At 43.9% G+C, this 17,388-nt stretch carries 14 protein-coding genes; all 14 read right to left on the reverse strand.

Going from position 1 to position 17,388, the window contains the following annotated elements:
• Window positions 1–17: 17 nt before the first annotated feature.
• Complete coding sequence (locus dnm_RS08700) at window positions 18–383, reverse strand: response regulator (RefSeq protein ID WP_207682277.1); 366 nt, start codon at window positions 381–383, stop codon at window positions 18–20.
• The gene (locus tag dnm_RS31220) at window positions 376–507 is read right to left on the reverse strand and encodes a hypothetical protein (RefSeq protein WP_276571867.1); all 132 of its coding nucleotides are present in this window, start codon (window positions 505–507) and stop codon (window positions 376–378) included. Before dnm_RS31220 ends, dnm_RS08700 begins: the two co-directional genes overlap by 8 nt.
• Entirely contained in the window at window positions 504–1,808 is a 1,305-nt protein-coding gene (locus dnm_RS08705; RefSeq protein WP_207682278.1) for a M16 family metallopeptidase, read from the reverse strand. Before dnm_RS08705 ends, dnm_RS31220 begins: the two co-directional genes overlap by 4 nt.
• Window positions 1,809–1,966: 158 nt before the next feature.
• On the reverse strand, window positions 1,967–2,617 hold the full coding sequence (locus dnm_RS08710) for a chemotaxis protein CheW (protein ID WP_276571868.1): 651 nt from the start codon (window positions 2,615–2,617) through the stop codon (window positions 1,967–1,969).
• Complete coding sequence (locus dnm_RS08715; protein ID WP_207682280.1) at window positions 2,604–3,356, reverse strand: chemotaxis protein CheW; 753 nt, start codon at window positions 3,354–3,356, stop codon at window positions 2,604–2,606. The genes dnm_RS08710 and dnm_RS08715 overlap by 14 nt, the downstream gene beginning before the upstream one ends.
• Before the next feature lie 37 nt (window positions 3,357–3,393).
• Entirely contained in the window at window positions 3,394–3,846 is a 453-nt protein-coding gene (locus tag dnm_RS30830) for an SEC-C metal-binding domain-containing protein (protein WP_246556265.1), read from the reverse strand.
• A 285-nt stretch (window positions 3,847–4,131) separates the two neighbouring features.
• Entirely contained in the window at window positions 4,132–7,359 is a 3,228-nt protein-coding gene (locus tag dnm_RS08725; RefSeq protein ID WP_207682281.1) for a hybrid sensor histidine kinase/response regulator, read from the reverse strand.
• Window positions 7,360–8,111: 752 nt separating this feature from the next.
• Complete coding sequence (locus dnm_RS08730; RefSeq protein WP_207682282.1) at window positions 8,112–8,705, reverse strand: chemotaxis protein CheW; 594 nt, start codon at window positions 8,703–8,705, stop codon at window positions 8,112–8,114.
• Between the two features lie 86 nt (window positions 8,706–8,791).
• The gene (locus dnm_RS08735; protein WP_207682283.1) at window positions 8,792–9,157 is read right to left on the reverse strand and encodes a response regulator; all 366 of its coding nucleotides are present in this window, start codon (window positions 9,155–9,157) and stop codon (window positions 8,792–8,794) included.
• Window positions 9,144–9,596, reverse strand: a complete 453-nt coding sequence (locus dnm_RS08740; RefSeq protein WP_207682284.1) for a hypothetical protein — start codon at window positions 9,594–9,596, stop codon at window positions 9,144–9,146. The genes dnm_RS08735 and dnm_RS08740 overlap by 14 nt, the downstream gene beginning before the upstream one ends.
• A gap of 173 nt (window positions 9,597–9,769) precedes the next feature.
• Entirely contained in the window at window positions 9,770–11,473 is a 1,704-nt protein-coding gene (locus tag dnm_RS08745) for a response regulator (RefSeq protein WP_207682285.1), read from the reverse strand.
• Between the two features lie 954 nt (window positions 11,474–12,427).
• Window positions 12,428–12,583 carry a hypothetical protein gene (locus dnm_RS08750; protein WP_207682286.1) on the reverse strand — a complete coding sequence of 52 codons (156 nt, stop codon included), beginning with the start codon at window positions 12,581–12,583 and terminating at the stop codon, window positions 12,428–12,430.
• Between the two features lie 1,924 nt (window positions 12,584–14,507).
• Window positions 14,508–15,647: a hypothetical protein gene (locus tag dnm_RS08755; RefSeq protein ID WP_207682287.1), complete on the reverse strand. Its 1,140-nt coding sequence runs from the start codon at window positions 15,645–15,647 to the stop codon at window positions 14,508–14,510.
• Between the two features lie 454 nt (window positions 15,648–16,101).
• The gene (locus dnm_RS08760) at window positions 16,102–17,358 is read right to left on the reverse strand and encodes an IS110 family RNA-guided transposase (RefSeq protein ID WP_207677974.1); all 1,257 of its coding nucleotides are present in this window, start codon (window positions 17,356–17,358) and stop codon (window positions 16,102–16,104) included.
• Window positions 17,359–17,388 lie beyond the last annotated feature (30 nt).

Below are 17,388 nucleotides of genomic sequence, written 5' to 3' on the forward strand. Positions count from 1 at the left end.
AAGTGACAGCAGATGTATCACAAAAATTTCGCGACATTGGCCAGCAGTTCGTTATTATCAAACGGTTTGGTCATATATTCATCCGCTCCCTGCTTCAGGCCCCAAAAGCGGTCGCTGTCCTGAGTTTTACTGGTCAGCATGATAATTTTGATATCCTGGGTGTCAGGAGAGGTTTTCAACTGCCGACACACCTGGAATCCGTTCTTTTTAGGCAGGATAATATCCAGAACCATGAGACGAGGATGTTCGGAAACGGCCTTTTCCAATGCTTCTTCCCCGTCAATGGCAGTGACAACTTTATACCCCTTGGTTTTCAGCAAGTCCTTAATCAGGCGCAAATTGGTAGGACTGTCCTCTACTATCAGAATTTTATCATCAGCCATCTTTTTCCTCCTCTGTAACTTGAAACTTGAAATTTGAAACTTGAAATTTGGACGGCAGCTTTTCATGTTTGCATATGTAACTGTTCCGAGTTTCGAGTTTCGAGTTTCGAATTTCAAATTTCAAATTTCGAATTTCAACAAATCTTTAATTGATGAAATGCTGTAATGGTCAGGGTTTCCCTCAGGCCCGACTACGGCAACAGCCCCCCGGGTGAGTGCATCTGTAAGCCCGTCATTAGCCAGATGCTGAAACGTCTGAATATCCACTGCGTCAATCTTCGTCAGAATTTCCTCAGCCGGGATGTGCCGCCCAAAATAGAATTCCTGGGTGGCCAGACGACTCATTCGGGTGTTGGTGTTTTCCGAGGCGATCATAAACTGTCCCCTGAGGTTCATTTTGGCTTTCCACAATTCTTCTTCGTCCGCGGGCTCCTCGCCGGAGATTAATTTCCACAGCTCAACCAAAGTCAGTCCCAGAACCTGCATGAGATATTCCGGTGTCGTGCTTCCTTCGATCATCAGAATTCCGTCATCACGATAGGCATGATACTCGGAGCTGATATTATAAACCAGCCCGCGTTCCTCACGCATACGGCGAAAAAGCCGGGAACTGATTCCGCTGCCCAGGATGTTATTCAGAACATACAGTCCATATCGCCCCGGATAAGTGTAAGGATGCGTACGGATTCCCACGGAAAAATAAGTCTGGGAAACTGGTATATGTTCCATGACTACCCCGTCCTGAAAGGCCAGTTTTTTATGCTGTCTGTCCGATGTCTCATCCTCTTTCACGGGGGGTAACATACGCCAGAAAGCATCCCGTACCTGGGCCACAAAATCCTCGTGCCGAACCTGACCCGCGGCAGCGATAATCAGACGGTCGGACAGATAATGTTCATGCACAAAATAAATCACATCTTCCCGTGTCAGGGTTCTGACGCTGTCCGGATGACCCGCCACCGACCGTCCGAGATGATGGCCGGACCATACAAAAGCCTTGAGAAGATCATGTACCCGCTCATCAGGTATGTCCCGTGCGGCGTCTGTCTCGCATAAGATAGCTCTTTTCTCCCGCTCCAGCGCCTCAGGCGGGAAGATCGAGTTGAGCAGAATATCACCCAGAAGGTCAAGGGCATAAGTACAATAATCATCCAGCACAGTGGCCGTATAGCAGGTGTAATCGCGGGTGGTAAAAGCACCTGTCTGTCCTCCTGCCGAATCTATCAGACGGGCAATTTGCATCGCGTTCCGGCTGCTGGTTCCCTGGAACATGGCATGTTCCGCCAAATGAGCGAGACCAGCTTGTTGTGGTGTTTCATCCCGGGGGCCAGCGTCTATCATGACCCCCACAGACACGGAGCGCACCGATTCCATTGTTTCTGTGATGATCCGTATGCCGTTCTCCAAAATTGTTTTTCTATACATAAAGATTTCCTAATTTTAAACTGGAGAAATTAAGTACCTAACCATAAGTTTTCAATATTTGCCCGGGAAGAAATCCGGGTTTTTTATCTGAAAATATTTTTATGACCGGGGGCGAAAAAACCGGCTTTTTCATGAGCGTTTATTTTGAGTCTGAAGCATTAGTGACCTTTGAAAATTTTTTCCATATGGGCTACGGTCAGATATCCTTCTTCCCATTCATAAACACCTCTTACCAGTTCCTTTTTAGGTATCCATTCGACAGAAGCCAAAGGGAGGGGGGTACATGAAATGGGAAGAGAAAGCATGCGGATGCCAGGCGCGACTCTGAGCATGATTCGCGCCCCGCCCTCATATTCCTCTGCGGGAAAGAAAGCATCCCTTTCTTCTTGCGTGAACGAAAAATTTTTTTTCCCCCCTGCTGTGGGAAGAATATCTCCGTGTGCCGAGGAAACTTTCTCATTTTTCTCATCATCCGTAAGGGAAAAAGAAGGGAGTATTCGAATGATTATCAGACGGGTGGAAAGCAGTCTGAAACCGCTTCCTGAAGTTGTGCTTTCCATTCCCATACATTCTTCCAGGGATATTACAGGCACAACTTGATCCCGCCATATGGTAATCCCTTCTATATAAGGCGATGAAAAGGGAACCGGATGCACGGAGGTGTTTTTTATGATATCTTCCACCTGGCGCACACTGAATAAGAAAAAGACTTGTCCGCAAGAAAGTTGCGACGGGGTCAGTGCAGGGAAAATGATGACTTTTTGTTCGAATTTTGAGTTATGAGTTCCAAAGGAATTATTTGTTTGCATTTTTCAGACTCTTTTCTGCCATCCTTTTTCTCAGGATTTCTCCCACCTTTCCTATTTCACAAGTAATGCTTTCCTCAAGAATCCGAGCGGATATACGCATGATCATATCTGAAATCGTCTCCTCATCGATCATCTGGGTCAGAAAGCTTTCCAGTTTTTCAGAATCAATATGTTGTTTAAAAAGGAGCTGAAGATCATTCTCTGCCAGTGGCGAAGGGGATTTGATATCAGCATCAGGACGGGTCTCCAATGAATCAGCTTCCATAAATTCACATTCCTCCTGAATGGAAGGCGGACGAAGCTCCGGACAAAGCGTTTCTGCATCCGGTGTTCTGTCTTCCATATTCAATGATTCAATTCCTTTCGGATTTAAAAGGAGAATGAGATGATTATTTTGTTTCAGGACACGTGGGAAACAATTCAGTGAAGGCCCCTTGAAAATAGGCGAAAGCCATTTTATCTGCTCATTACTGACCGAAACCACGCCATCCACATGATCCACTTTCAGCCCTAGGGAATATTCCTCATTGCCCACAATCATTATTTTTTTACTTCCCGGATGATGCGAAGATGAATCTTGTCCCAGCATAAGAGAAAGATCATATATCGGAATGTTTTCCCCTGCCCCTTGTTCCAGGAAACGCTTTGCTCTGTGTATGCTTTTGACAAGCGGTAAATCCAAACCAAATTGTCTGTTTCCTACCTGAAAAAGCAATAATTCCTTTTGTTCGTTTGTCATTTGTCATTTGAAATTTGAAATTTGAAATTTCAAGTTTTTATTTTCCGCAGCAATGCTTGTATTTTTTACCGCTTCCGCAAGGACAGGGTTCATTTCTGCCAACTTTCCGTGTGTTTATAACAGTAAGCTTCTTTCTGTCTGATATGTTAATTTTATTTAATCTTTCATCATATTCATCATCTTCTTCCTCATATTCCTCATCCTCATCCTCCTCCTCCTCATCATCATCATATTCATCGTCTTCATAATAATAGTGAGGAAATCTTCTTGGGTTGATTAGCAACTTAGCCATTGGTTCACCAACCAATAGGACGGAAATAATAAAAGCAAAAACAAACGTGGAACCCATGGAAAGCAGGGACGCTTGAAATAATGTCAATGGAACGATCAGAGAAAGGACATACCCACCTCCGATAAACAGTGCCGCGGAAATAATAATCACAAGGACTATCAGCACAGGAACAGCTAATATTTTGAGTAAAGTTGCCATAGGTTTCAGTTTCCTTTCAGACGATATAAGAAATTATAACATTTCTTGATTCTAAAAAATTTACAGTGATCAGTTTCCAGTTTCAAGCCTGATTATAACGGATTTTAGAGCCCCTTCGACAGGCTCAGGGGGCTATGATCCGACAGGCTCAGGGGGCTATGATCGTCCGTTGAGCTGTCCAAACGGGCATTCCTGGACTATGATCGTCCGTTGAGCTTGTCCAAACGGGCATTCCACTCTCTTCGGGGCGGGACCCGGCCTCCCCAAAATCCGTTATAGTCAGTTTCAAGCCTCCCGGCCTGTCAGTTTTAGGACAAGCTCAATAAATTCATTATCATTATAAGGTTTGATAACAAACCCTTTTACCCCCAGCGAGATGGCTTTATCCCGATGCTTTGCTGCTGTCCTTGATGTCAGCATAACAACCGGGATGTTCTCATAAGCAGGCTGAACCCTGATGACGCTGAGAAATTCATAGCCATTCATACGCGGCATCTCAATATCAAGCACAATCATATCCGGCCGGCTGTTTCTCAGCTTTTCCAGCGCGTCAATACCGTCTTTGGCAGTCACCACTTTCCATCCCTGATCTTTCATCAACCTGGAAACTACCTGTCTGATACTGACAGAATCATCCACCACCATGATCTCCGGTGGTTTTTCTGTCATAAGATTCTCCATCGAAGTCATGGTTTCGGCGGATATTTCCGTCATTTGCGTTTGCAGAATTTCTTCCACATTCAGTATGGGAACCACGCTCCCGTCCCCCAGAATGGTCACTCCGGACACGCCTTTTACATAACGAAGATGTGAGCCTGTACTTTTAATAACAATCTCCCGCTGACCTATCAGCGTGCCAATCACGATGACTCCCCGCCTGCCCCCGGACTCGGCTACCAGTACAAGCGGATGATCTGATCTCGTTGAAATGCCGAGCCCCCCCTCCGGTGTGTCATTATAAAACGATTTTTCCGCATCCTCTTTTACCATATTCAGAACACGGGTCAGGTAATAAAGCGGTAAAATTTCGTCACCGATCTTCACCACTTTTTCTATTTCGTGTGTGATGTTACGCGGGTCAATGCGAAGGATTTCCTTTATCTCATTCAGTGCCACGGCAAAGGTCTGTCCTCCGGCTGTGAATAATAATGCCTTGACCACTGCCAGTGTCAGGGGAATGCGAATCGTAAACTGTGTACCCTTGTCTTTCCACGAAGCGACTCTTATAACGCCTTTAAGTTCATTAATATTTTCTTTGACAACGTCCATTCCTATGCCGCGGCCTGATATTTCGCTGATTTTTTCACGAGTGGAGAATCCGGGTTGAAAGATGAGATTTGCCAGCTCATCTTCGGACATTTCATTTACGTTGTCTGACAGACCGGCTTTACGGGCAGCCATCCTGAGAGACTCATAATTCAGCCCTCCGCCGTCATCTGCAACGCGTATGACGACCTGGTTTCCCTCACGAAGGGCTGACAGTTTCACAGTTCCGAACAGAGGTTTTCCTAAATTCCGGCGAATTTCCGGAGATTCAATGCCATGATCCGAGGCATTCCTGACTATATGCATCAGAGGGTCTGTGATTTTTTCCCATATGACTCTGTCCAACTCAATATCCGCCCCTTCTATGATCAGCCTGATTTTTTTTCCCAGTTTGCCGGCAACTTCATGGACGGTCCGGCGCAGTTTGTTGGCGATGGTCTGCATGGGGGTCATGCGAACCCGCATCATTTTATTCTGGAGTTCACTGAGAATGACCCGATTCCGACTGAGATGACCGTCAAACTCGCTGTAAATATTCGCCAAGTTTGTGTTAATCGCCCCGACATCAATAACGGATTCATTGAGCGTGCGAATAATGAGGCTGAGTTCGGAATAGCGATCCAGTTCAAGGGTATCAAAGTCTCGGAACGCGGAATCCCGAAGTTCGGACCTCGGTGTCCGAAGGTGTTCCAGGGCCTTCACCTCATAACCGACTTCCATCTCTCTGGCGATATCTCTCAGCCGGTTACGGGATAATTCGAGTTCATTTATGGCATTCATGAAGCTGTCCATTTTTTGCTCAAATGCGCTTGAGACAATAATCAGCTCACCTGCGAGATTCACCAGATCATCCACTCGCTCCGTTACCACCCTCAGCGTTTTGGTTTGGTACGAAGGCATATCCGGCCCGATGTCATGTTCTGACACATCATCGAACAATTCATAACAGACAGGTGAGGGCTCGCCGCTTTCATCCCGGGCCACACCGGTCTCTTTCTCAGCCATCACTGTCAGATCATCTGTTTCTCCGACATCGGTATCAGGGGAATATAAACCGCTGTTCCCCATGATTTCCTGGTATTGCTCTTTTAACAACCGGGCTTTTGAAGCATGTGCATTCTGGGGCTGTGCAATAATACGCCCCAGCAGGTCCGCGGACTCTCCCAGCACAGACACAATTTCCGGGGTGATTTGTTCTGCTCTCTCATAAAGCCAGTCCAAAAGGTCCTCCGCATTGTGAGCAAACGCGGAAATATTCGGGATTCCGATCACGGCCGAGGCCCCTTTCAGCGTGTGTACAGAACGCCTGAGCTGACATATGGCCTCTTTCTGAGACGGCGATATGGTGACTGGCTCGATGATCTGAGATTCAAGGAGATTCAGAGACCGCTCCATATATTGAAAATGTTCCTCAGCTTCTTCATAAAAGCTGTCCAGCAGTTCAGGCAGGGGGTCATCCGGGGAGTGCCAGGTGACTTCCGAGCCAGTTTTTTCTTCTAAATTTTCAATACCTGCATCAGCCTCCGGAGCGGATTCCAAAAGGGCGATTAAAGCTTCTTCGTCCTCATACGGATCCGCCGGAAGATTCTCCTCCTCACCGAGGCCCACCTCAAATTCCTCACCGTACCACAATCTGGCTTCTTCATCTTCCCATGTCCCGGACCTGAATTCTTTTTCCAAATCCCATATGTCGTTGTCTTCCGGTTCTTCCTGTTCTCTGTCATCAGCCTGAGAAGGACTAAAAGATACCTCTGATACTTCTGTCCGGGCGTCCTCCTCGGGTTCGGTGCCTCCGCCCTCGCGCTCCGGAACAATTTCCAGAAGCTTCCTCAACGCATCTGCATCGCCGTCCGAGGGGAGCATTCGTATGCGTCTGAAAGCCAGGACAGTATCCCTGAGCATATTCTGCGCATCCACTCCTTTTTCGAGGAAATCATCACAATATGTCTGGAAATAATCAACCGTTCGAAACATTATCCGAAAGATTTCATCCGTGAAAGCAAGTTGCTCCGCGATAATATCGTCAAGCGCATCTTCCATCTGGCAGGCAATATGGCTTAATCCGTATATTCCCACCATTGCGGATGCTCCTTTTATCGTGTGAACCAGCCTGTAGGTCTCCTCAAGCACTTCACTCTGATCAGGTCTTTCCTCGAGGGTTTCTAATCCCTGTATCAGGGAAGGAATATAAGTTTTTACTTCTTCAATATATCCTTGCACAATCTCATCACAGGATGACCTGGGCATGAAAAACTCCTTTTTCAGATGTCGGTTGTCGGCTGTCAGCCGGCAGTCCTCAGTCTTGTGCGGTACAATAAGACACAATCTTCCCCGGACAAATATTATTTTAAATTGTAAGTACCCGATCAAAAATCTTTTATCAGTAGATCGAAAAATTTCCGGATTGTATGCGGGACAGCAAAGAAACCCGGCTTTTTTTTTCAGGACGGAACGCTCTCCCGCCGGAAAAAGCCGGGTTTCTCCCCATACGCATCAAGTTAAGGAGGTAACATACTGATTTTGTCAGATCAGACTGAATGGCAGCCGAAATGCAAAACCTTGATTTTCGGGAGTTCCGGAATCATAAAAATCCTTAGCCTGATGCATATGGGGTTTCTCCCCCGTCCGCCCTGTGACAGCCTGAAAACTTTTCGATCTACTGTTTATACATCTTTTTTTCTGTGAACGGCGGAGAAACCCGGCTTTCTCCCTCACGGGAGGCGGATCATTCCGGGGAAAAAAGCCGGGTTTCTTTCCCGGGCAAATATCGAAAACTTATGGTTAGGTACTTATCAGTCAGTAACAGTTAATCTCTCATAACTGATACGTGACAACTCATAACAAAGGGTTTTTTTCAAAAATAAAATACCCGAAATGCAGAGCGGCCGAGGCAAAGCCCTGCCGGATATTCTGTCCGCCTATCCGCGTAAGGCAGGCATTGCCGCACCTGCCCCGGAACCTGAATTCGGGTATTTTATTATGTGAAGTTCCCTAATTTCTTATTCTGTTCTGAAAGCAGTCATGCGGTCGGAAGACAAAAACTTATCTATGTCAAAAATATTTAACAAAATATCTTCGTTTTTTTCCGTCAGCACAATAACGTCTGAAATATAAGAAGAAATTTCTCCTTTTTCATAAGGGCTGTTCCGGGCGTTATCCATATCTTTCTGATTCACGGAAAAAATTCCCATAATTCTATCCACAATGATCCCTGCTTTCATGTTCTGATTATGTACAATGATGACTCTTTTGGATGTTTCGGACTGATGTTGAGATAATCTGAAAAAGGCTTTGAGATCAACAACTGAAATGATCTCTCCTCGTATATTGCTGACACCCAGAACCCAGTCCGGCAAATTGGGCAACGGTGAAATATCCGGTTGGTGACCAATGATTTCCAAAGCTCCGGAAAGCGGAAAAGCCAGCATAATGTCGTTTAAAAAAAATCTGAGGTACTGTTTGGCGTAAACGGGCACGGAGCTGCCAGACGCAGGTTCAGATTTCTCAGCAGCCTGGTCTGTCTTCATGTCAATTTCAGCAATCAGATCCTCCAGAGGGATAGCGGTCCGGTCTTGGATATCTTTTTTAACCATGTATAAAGATTTATCTCCTGGCATTTGGTGTTATTGGCTTCTGAGAAATGTTTGGCAGATACAGAACAATCCGGACAGTGTGCTTGTCATAACAGTTTGGCAACAGCACTCAGCAGTTCCTCGTTTTTAAAGGGTTTGGTGATATACGCGTCCGCGCCCTGTTTTTTTCCCCAGAATTCATCGCTTTCCTGATTTTTACTGGTACATAAGATCACCTTGATATTTTTCAGTTCAGGCGATGTTTTGATCTTTCTGCAAACCTTGAATCCGTTGAGCTTTGGCATGACCACATCCAAAACAGCCAATGCAGGTTTCTCAAATTCCACTTTTTGGAAAGCCTCTTCGCCATCTGCTGCTGTCACCACTTCATATCCCTGATTTATGAGGGGCGCACTGACCAGTTTCAAATGGGTGGGGCTGTCGTCGGCCACCAAGATTTTATTTTTTCCCATATGTCCTCCTCTTTGAAATTTGAAATTTGAAACTTGAAACTTGAAACTCGAAACTTGAAACTCGAAACTCGAAACTTGAAACTTGAAACTTGAAACTTGAAACTTGAAACTTGAAATTTGGATGTCCGGCGGATTTTCTTAGGGAAGTCCAATAAATACTGATTATAACGGATGTAGGGGAGGCCGACCAAACCCCGCAGGGGCGGCATATTTGTAGCAGCAGGTTTGCAGGTCCCCGCCAAACCCCGCAGGGGCGGCATATTTGTAGCAGCAGGTTTGCAGGTCCCCGCCAAACCCCGCAGGGGACGGTATATTTGTAGCATGCAAACATGCCGCCCCCGCGGGGCTTTCCCGGCCCGGCATGATAAACGGATGCTGCAAACATGCCGCCCCCACGGGGCTTTCCCGGCCCGGCATGATAAACGGATGCTACAAACATGCCGCCCCTACGGGGCTTTCCCGGCCTTCCCTAAATCCGTTATAATCAGAATAAATAATATTCCCGTGTTGGGAATATGGGGAAAATACAGCCGTATTTCAGGTATGTTATTTTTTGCAAATCCTTATGTGAATATATGACTCTTCCAAGTTTCAAGTTTCAAGTTTCGAGTTTCAAATATATTTTTCAATAGCCTCGACCAGTTTTTCCGGTTTAAAAGGTTTGGTCAGATAAGCGGTGGCACCGGCCCGTTTGCCTTTCCATTTACTGATCATGCCGTCTTTGCTTGTCAGCATAATCACGGGAATATTCTTAAACAATTCATTGTCTTTTATAATGGAAAGAATTTTGTATCCGTCCATTTTGGGCAAAATGATATCCAGCAATATCAGATTCGGGCTTTCCTCATTCAGCCGGCTTAAAGCTTCAAGGCCGTCCCTTGCTTCTATGATATCATATCCTTTCTGACCCAGTGTTATGGATATGACTTTCCTGGTGGTAGGGCTGTCCTCCACCACAAGAATTTTTTTCTTTTTAGTGTCTGTGTCAGAAGCAGAGGTTGCCTTTTTCCGGACAGGTTTCTCTTTTTCAAAAGTATCACTTGAAGATTGCAGGGCCATGTGGTTCAGCAGTCTGCGGAGCTGATCTGAAAAAATTTTCTTTTCCGGCGCCAGTTTGACGGTTTTATGAAACAGATTAAGTGTTTCTTCCCAGTGCCGAAGATTGAGGTGGGCAATGCTCAGATAGTAATAGGCATTGATATTTTTTTCTCTCCCAATAACTCTTGTATATCTTTCAACCGCCTTTTCCAGAATATCCTGATTTGCCTCACCTAAACATGTAAAGAACTGATTGTGTATTAGTAAATGCGCTTTGCAATAGTGGCATCGGAGGGATTTCATTTCTATCAGGGACCAGCAGAAGGGACAGCGTCGTACATGACGCGCTTTTATTTTTTTCTTGGAAAGATCGAATTTTTTTAAGTCTTCAAGAATTTCAGGGTGCTGAGGAGCAAACTTTGCGGCTCTTTTAAGAAATGCGTCTGCGGATTTCACAGAAAGCACGATACGGGAACACCATAGCCACCCCCTGAAGCTGCAAGGGTCTTTTTTTAAAAAATTCGCCATCATGGCCTGGGCCTCTTTAAAATGATGGCCTTCGGCCAGTCGGATGGCCTCTTCTAATTCATCATCATGGGGACGGGCAGATTCGTTTTTTTCGTCCTTTATTTTGGAAGCTTCAAGCAATATGGGCATGAGCGGTGTGTCAATGGTTCTTTCTTTCCTGCACATGCCCAATATCTCTATATGAGCGTCATTCCAGCAAAGCATTTCCACAGCAGCTTTTTCACTTTTTAAGTCATCAGTTTCCGCGTCAATCAGAACACCGTCGTCAAGATAAAGATAACCGACCCTGCTTTCCGATTTTATTCTGAGCGTAATACTCTTTTGTTCGACTTCAACGGCCTGGAGAAAATTAGCCAGAGTGAAACCATGAATAAATCCTTTGGAACTGGCAGCAAAGGTATCAGATATTTTTTTTCTTAACAAATTGATTTCAAATGGCTTTTCTATGAAATGCAAAATACCTTTCTGTTTGAGACGCTTTTCCAGTCCGGGGGTGTTGAATCCTGTCATCACGAGAATCGGAATATTCCGATGATCCCTGGTCATGTGAGACAGCAGCTCATACCCGTCCATTACAGGCATTTTAATGTCTGTTATAACAAAATCAATATTGGAACTATTAAGGATATCCAAAGCTTCCTGGCCGTTTGACGCAGTTATGACGTTGAATCCTTCCCCATAGGATATGAGGGCCTCTGTGGCGAGGCGAAGAATCATCTTATCATCATCTACTACCAATATCGTCTTCAAATTAGGATTCCCACTCGTATTCCGAATTTGCCTATGAATATGACAGCTTATTGATATACATACGAAAAATATCTGAAAAAGAAAAAAGCTGTTTCCTACAAAAGCTATATTGGCACAGCTTCAGAATATGCTTAATGTTGATGTTACAAATAATTAAGCCGTATCATACCAGGCCTGCTGAATCGGAATCGGCTATTTTCCAATTTGCTACTACTTTATCAAACAAGTTATTATGAGATTTTTCAGAAGATATCCGAGAGGTTTTCAAAACCCCGCTGATCTGCTATATCTGTTTTAATTGATTTAATAGTATATTATATAAATTTTGCATTAAAGAGTCAAGAGAATACAATGGTTATTACTCGATGATCAAGTTTTTTTTGTCATTCCTGCTTTCTGAAGGACAAACAGGTCTGCCGGATCGGATCAAAAAATTTGATTATCGAGTAATACGGACCCGAATATTTTGTGAAAACCACTTTGATTCAGGAACGAGAATGTATGAACTGGTACATTCTGATATAAATTTTAAAATCAGACAGATAAGGCAGGCTGTTTTTTTAGGTTCACCCTCATTTCTTAATCATTGGTATTTGGGAACATGTGCCCGTGATAATAACCCGGATGAAGTACCTAATCATAAGCTTTTCGATATTTGCCCGGGGAAGAAATCCCGTTTTTTTCACAGAATCAGTTTTTCCCGACGGCGGAGAAAAGCCGATTTTTTCCCTGCTCACGAAAAAAAATATATAAAAAATTTTTGCTCAGGTCTTTAAACTCGATGATCAGGTTTTTTTGCCCCGATTCGAAGGGAATGACAGAAAAAATTTGAACATCGGGTTAAATGAACAGATGAATTTCATAGATGAAAAAAGTGAAGGGATAGTGCGGCCGTTTATTCACCGGAATATCCCCTCTTCTCCGATTTTACAATAAGAACACATTAAAGTTTTTCTATTTTTTCATGAATTGATCAATGCCTTCTTCTTTCCAAACTTTCAGGGTTTTCTGATCTTTTGGTTTTATTTTAACCCCTATGGCATTGACCGGAACGTTAAATTTTTTCTGAATCTCTATCCAGTTCTTTTTTACAGCAACGTCTAAAGCCATGTTAAAATCCTCCTTTTTATAACACTTATTTTTTATATACTATTTTATATTGCAATTTGCATATCTTCATAGTGATATTTTTTATCATTCTGAAATTAAAAGGTTTTAAGGAAAATCTCAATGGAACCGGACATATATGTGCGGATAAATTTCGCCCCCGCAAGTACCGGAGATATAAATTAAGCTTTTGAAACAGATAATAAACGCTCATGAAAAAGCCGGGTTTTTCGCCCCTGGTCATGAAAATATTCTGATTATAACGGATTTAGGGGAGGGCCGATCAAGCCCTGTAAGGGCGGCATATTTGTAGCAGCAGGTTTGCAAGCCCCGGCCAAGCCCCGTAGGGGCGGCATATTCGCAGCATGATGAATGCTACAAATATGCCGCCCCCACGGGGCTTGGCCGGCCCGGCATGATGAATGCTACAAATATGCTGTCCCCACGGGGCTTGGCCGGCCTCCCCTAAATCCATTATAATCAGAAAATATTTTCAGACAAAAAACCCGGGTTTTCAAAATGTATTTTCACGGTAAAAAAATGAAAAAGATAAAAATCCGAAATCGCCCGGTTTTGGATTTTAAACACCATGTTTTTTCATTCTTCTAAAAAAAGACCTTCGGGAAAACTCCGATAAGGAAGCGGCCCCTGTTCTGGTCCGACGGGTCTTTTCTGATGCCATGATAATGAGTTTTATTCTAATATGTTGAAGTGTTATCTGAAAATTTAGCGATCTTTTTTTATATCAGAAATTTCCTGTTTTGAAAAGACAGAATTTTTATCCAAACGAGAATCATTGGGTAAGGTATCAGGTGAAATATTCATAACATCAAGGAATGTTATGATACTTGATCATCGGGTTATCAGACAAAATTCCCCATGTCATAAAGTGTCCGGCTAACGGGGGGCAGTGATATCAGGAAAGGGTTTTGAGGTTTTGGCAGGCTTGTCATATTATTGCTGCAATAAGAACCGGGAAGGGGATGCCTCGCCCGGTACACAGAACTGAGTCACAGGTCAGCACTGGGGTGATGAAAATGTCACAAACCGGGCTGACAATTGCGATCCCATTTTTATTCCGCAAATTTTTTATGAGTTAAAAATCAGGAAGTTAAAAAATGCGGGGAACAAAAACGGGATCAGCTTTTTCAGAGCCTTGTAAACATTTTCATCACCCCAGGTCAGCACCCTGTCGGATCTCCGGCGAGATGTCTCCGCACCTGGCGTATTCCCAGGGAATGACTCGGCAGCACCCTGATTTTTTATTGGTATCTGAGGAGACAGAGAGAACATAAGTACCTAACCATAAGTTTTCAATATTTGCCCGGGAAGAAACCCGGCTTTTTTTCCGGAATGATGCCTCTCCGACAAAGGAAAAAGCCGGGTTTCTCCGCCGCTCACAGAAAAAAAAGATGTATAAAAAATTTTTGCTCAGGTACTTATTTGCTGATTATAACGGAGTTAGGGGAGGCCGGTAAAGCCCCATATGCATCAGGCTAAGACTGCCGGACGGGGTTTGCAACCCCGTCCGAAACGTTTGTTTTCGGGGGTCGGAAAATATTTCGGACGGGGTTGCAAACCCCGTCCGGCAGATCACGGGTTAATAAAAACAATGAGTTACGATCTTAGCCTGATGCATATGCGGTAAAGCCCCGCGGGGGCGGCATATCTGTAGCAAATCATGCCGGGCAGGCAAAGCCCCGTAGGGGCGGCATATTTGTAGCAAATCATGCTGTGAATATGCCCCCCCTTTACGAGGCTTGCTCGGCCCTCCCCTAAATCCGTTATAATCAACATATTTTTTTTACCGTGAAAATACATTTTGAAAAGCCGGGTTTTTTATCTGAAAACATTTTCATAACCGAGGGCGAAAAACCCGGCTTTTTTATGAGCGTTTATTTGTTTGTCGCGGCTGATAACGGATTTTCTAAAAATTCAGTTCAATGTGTGCAAAAGCGGAAGGATGTGCCTGTCCCACCGCGCTTTCTTCCTTTCCAATGGGAATCTGGGCGGAAAATTTCACACGAATATCGTCTTCCGGGTTCCAGACAAACCACGGATTCATTATGACGGATGAGTCATTCGCATTGATAATATTGTAGAGTTCAATGGATGTCACATCCGCGATGGGATATTTGGCACCGACAAGCACATTGTCCCTTCCGATTGTATCCCGCTCATCGGAAAGATATCCCAGTCTGTCATTTAACGTATATTTATCTGGCGAAGTTTTTCCCTCGCCTTCCTGATAATACTCTAAAATCAGATATAATTCATTTTCAAAGGTGTAGTCAACACCGACAAGAAATTTAGAATGATCTTTTGCCAGGGTCTCATTAACGGACGGCTCTGTTTCATCATCAAGCGTGAGCCACGCGTGCCCTCCTTCCGCATGAATGCCTACGCCTGCAATTTTGCTCTTTAACCCCGCGGAAAGAAACCGCCATCTGACCGGTATTGTGGCATCTTCATCCGATACGGCCCCTGTCATCAGTCTTTCATAGTCGGTTCGTTTTTGTTTTATTTCGCTATAATGGATTGCCATATCCAATATATTTATATGGGTTTTCATCCTGACCTGATATTTGCTGTCCTTATGTTTGAGATTTCCGCTTTCCTCGTTGCTGATTCCGGAGTAAGCAGTTGTAATTTCATGTTCTCCTCCGAAAGAATAGGACATATACGCGCTCTCAAAGCCATCAAGCCTGAATGCTGGTTCATGAGCCTTTGTGGGATTTAAAATATCATTGTAATTCCAAAGATAAAAATCACCATCACAGACTTTGGGCCAGCTAAAATGAAACATGGTATCCCCGGGGAAAAAAGAATCACAGATATCCCCCATCCAAATATCATTCCCATATGAATAATCTTCCGGATATGGCTGAGTCCCTGTATCCGAAAACGCATCATCTGATTTAATATGTTCAGATTTCAGAAATGACGTATCCGGAACGTTCCTGTTCATATCAAAGCCGATTTGTTCCGCGGCTGTATAAAACGGCAGACAGACAGCGATACCAGACATCATCATAAAAGCCGATATTATTATTTTCAAGCGTTTCATTTTATTTTCCATCACATCTGACTGGTATAAAAATGAGAAGAGAGAAATGCTGATTTCACTTTTATATGAAACTCTAATTAATAAGAAATAAATTTAGTTCGTTATCTGAATAAAATAATTGCCGAATACGGATATTCAGAGTAAAAAAACACTTGTCCCGTAGTCTCCGAACGACTTTTTAAAATATTTCCGCACTTCTTAAAAAATGAGGCCGGTCCTGAAAAAAAAGTTTTATATTCGTAGTCTCTTAAAAGAGCTGACATTTTGTTGTGCAGGTGACCGGCCGGTCATGTTTATATCGGGCTCGCGGCGCCATTTTTTCACCGACCTTAAAATGTGAAGTGCTTCAGTTTTATTTACATCAGGCTGTTATTATCCTTTCCTGTTAAAAAACGGATTCGGTATATTCTTCATATTCTTTACAGTTTTCAATTTATTTTAAGGTTATTCTCTGTTAAGCGGAAGCAACCAGGTCATATCCTAACTGTGCGGCCTGTTTTTTTAGTCTGTTTATCTTTTTTTCCTGATTTTTGCCGGAAAGATATCCTTTACCCAGATCCTCAAAAGATTCTCCGTATTTTATTATATGATAAATTCCCTTTGCTATGCTGTGAGCAACTGCGACAACAGCTTTTTTGGCTCCGCGCCGATATTTTATACGATAATATTTGTCCTTATAATATGAGTCCCTCTTCTTAATGGCAGACCATGCAATTTCAACCATGACTGTTTTAAAGGGATGATTTCGGACCGGGGACCTGCCGCTTTTACGCTTGCCGGCACTTTCATTATTTCCGGGACAAAGTCCTGCCCAGGAACAGAAAGCAGCCTCATTTCCGAATTCTTCCAGTGTGAATCCTATATGACTGAGCACTGACTGACCGGCCACTGTGTTAATCCCGTATACTTCGTCCAGACGATCCAAAACTTCCTGATGAGGCCTCATAAGCCTGGCAAGACGGGCAGTTACGGATTTAATATTCCGCTCCGTTGCCTCAATTGTATCCATAAGCAGTTTTAACTGAAAACGATGGTGATCTTCAAAAAAACCCTGAATACTGCGATGAAGTTCCGCACTTTTGGAACCGAGACTTCCTTTCGCACATTTTTCAATATTTTCAAGGCTTAAATCCGCATCTTCGTCACAAAGGAGACTGATCAGGTTACGTCCTGTCACTCCGAACAGATCGGTCACCACAGAACTGATTTTGATATTGGCGGTCTCGAACAGTTTATGAACACGCCTCTTGTAATCTCCGAGAGTCTGTGTGTAATTTTTCCGAAGCGTTGTCAGGTCACGCCATTGTCTCACTTCCTTTGCCGGAATAAAACTGCCTTTCACAAGCCCGTGGCGAAGGAGATTGGCAAGCCATCTGCTGTCCTCGGTATCCGTCTTTCTGCCGGGAACATTTTTTATATGGCGCGCATTTACCAGGACAACATCCAGATGTCCTTCAAGGATATTGTGAACCGGACGCCAATACACACTTGTACTTTCCATTGCAACTGTCGGACAATTATTGTCGGTCAGCCAGTCCCTTAAAAGGAAAAGGCTGTCTGTAAAAGTCGGGAATTCCCTCACTTCATATTGCGGCGAGCCAAGGGGATTCAGAGTAATAAGACATGCTGAAATAATATTCTTGTGAACGTCCAGTCCGCAACAAACGGGATGCATTACTGAAATAATCGGGGTGTCTGATTTTTTAGTCATAACCGTCCTTCCTGTTATAATTGTTGATAA

The sequence above is a fragment of the Desulfonema magnum genome, from assembly GCF_017377395.1.
GTDB lineage: Bacteria > Desulfobacterota > Desulfobacteria > Desulfobacterales > 4be13 > Desulfonema_C > Desulfonema_C magnum.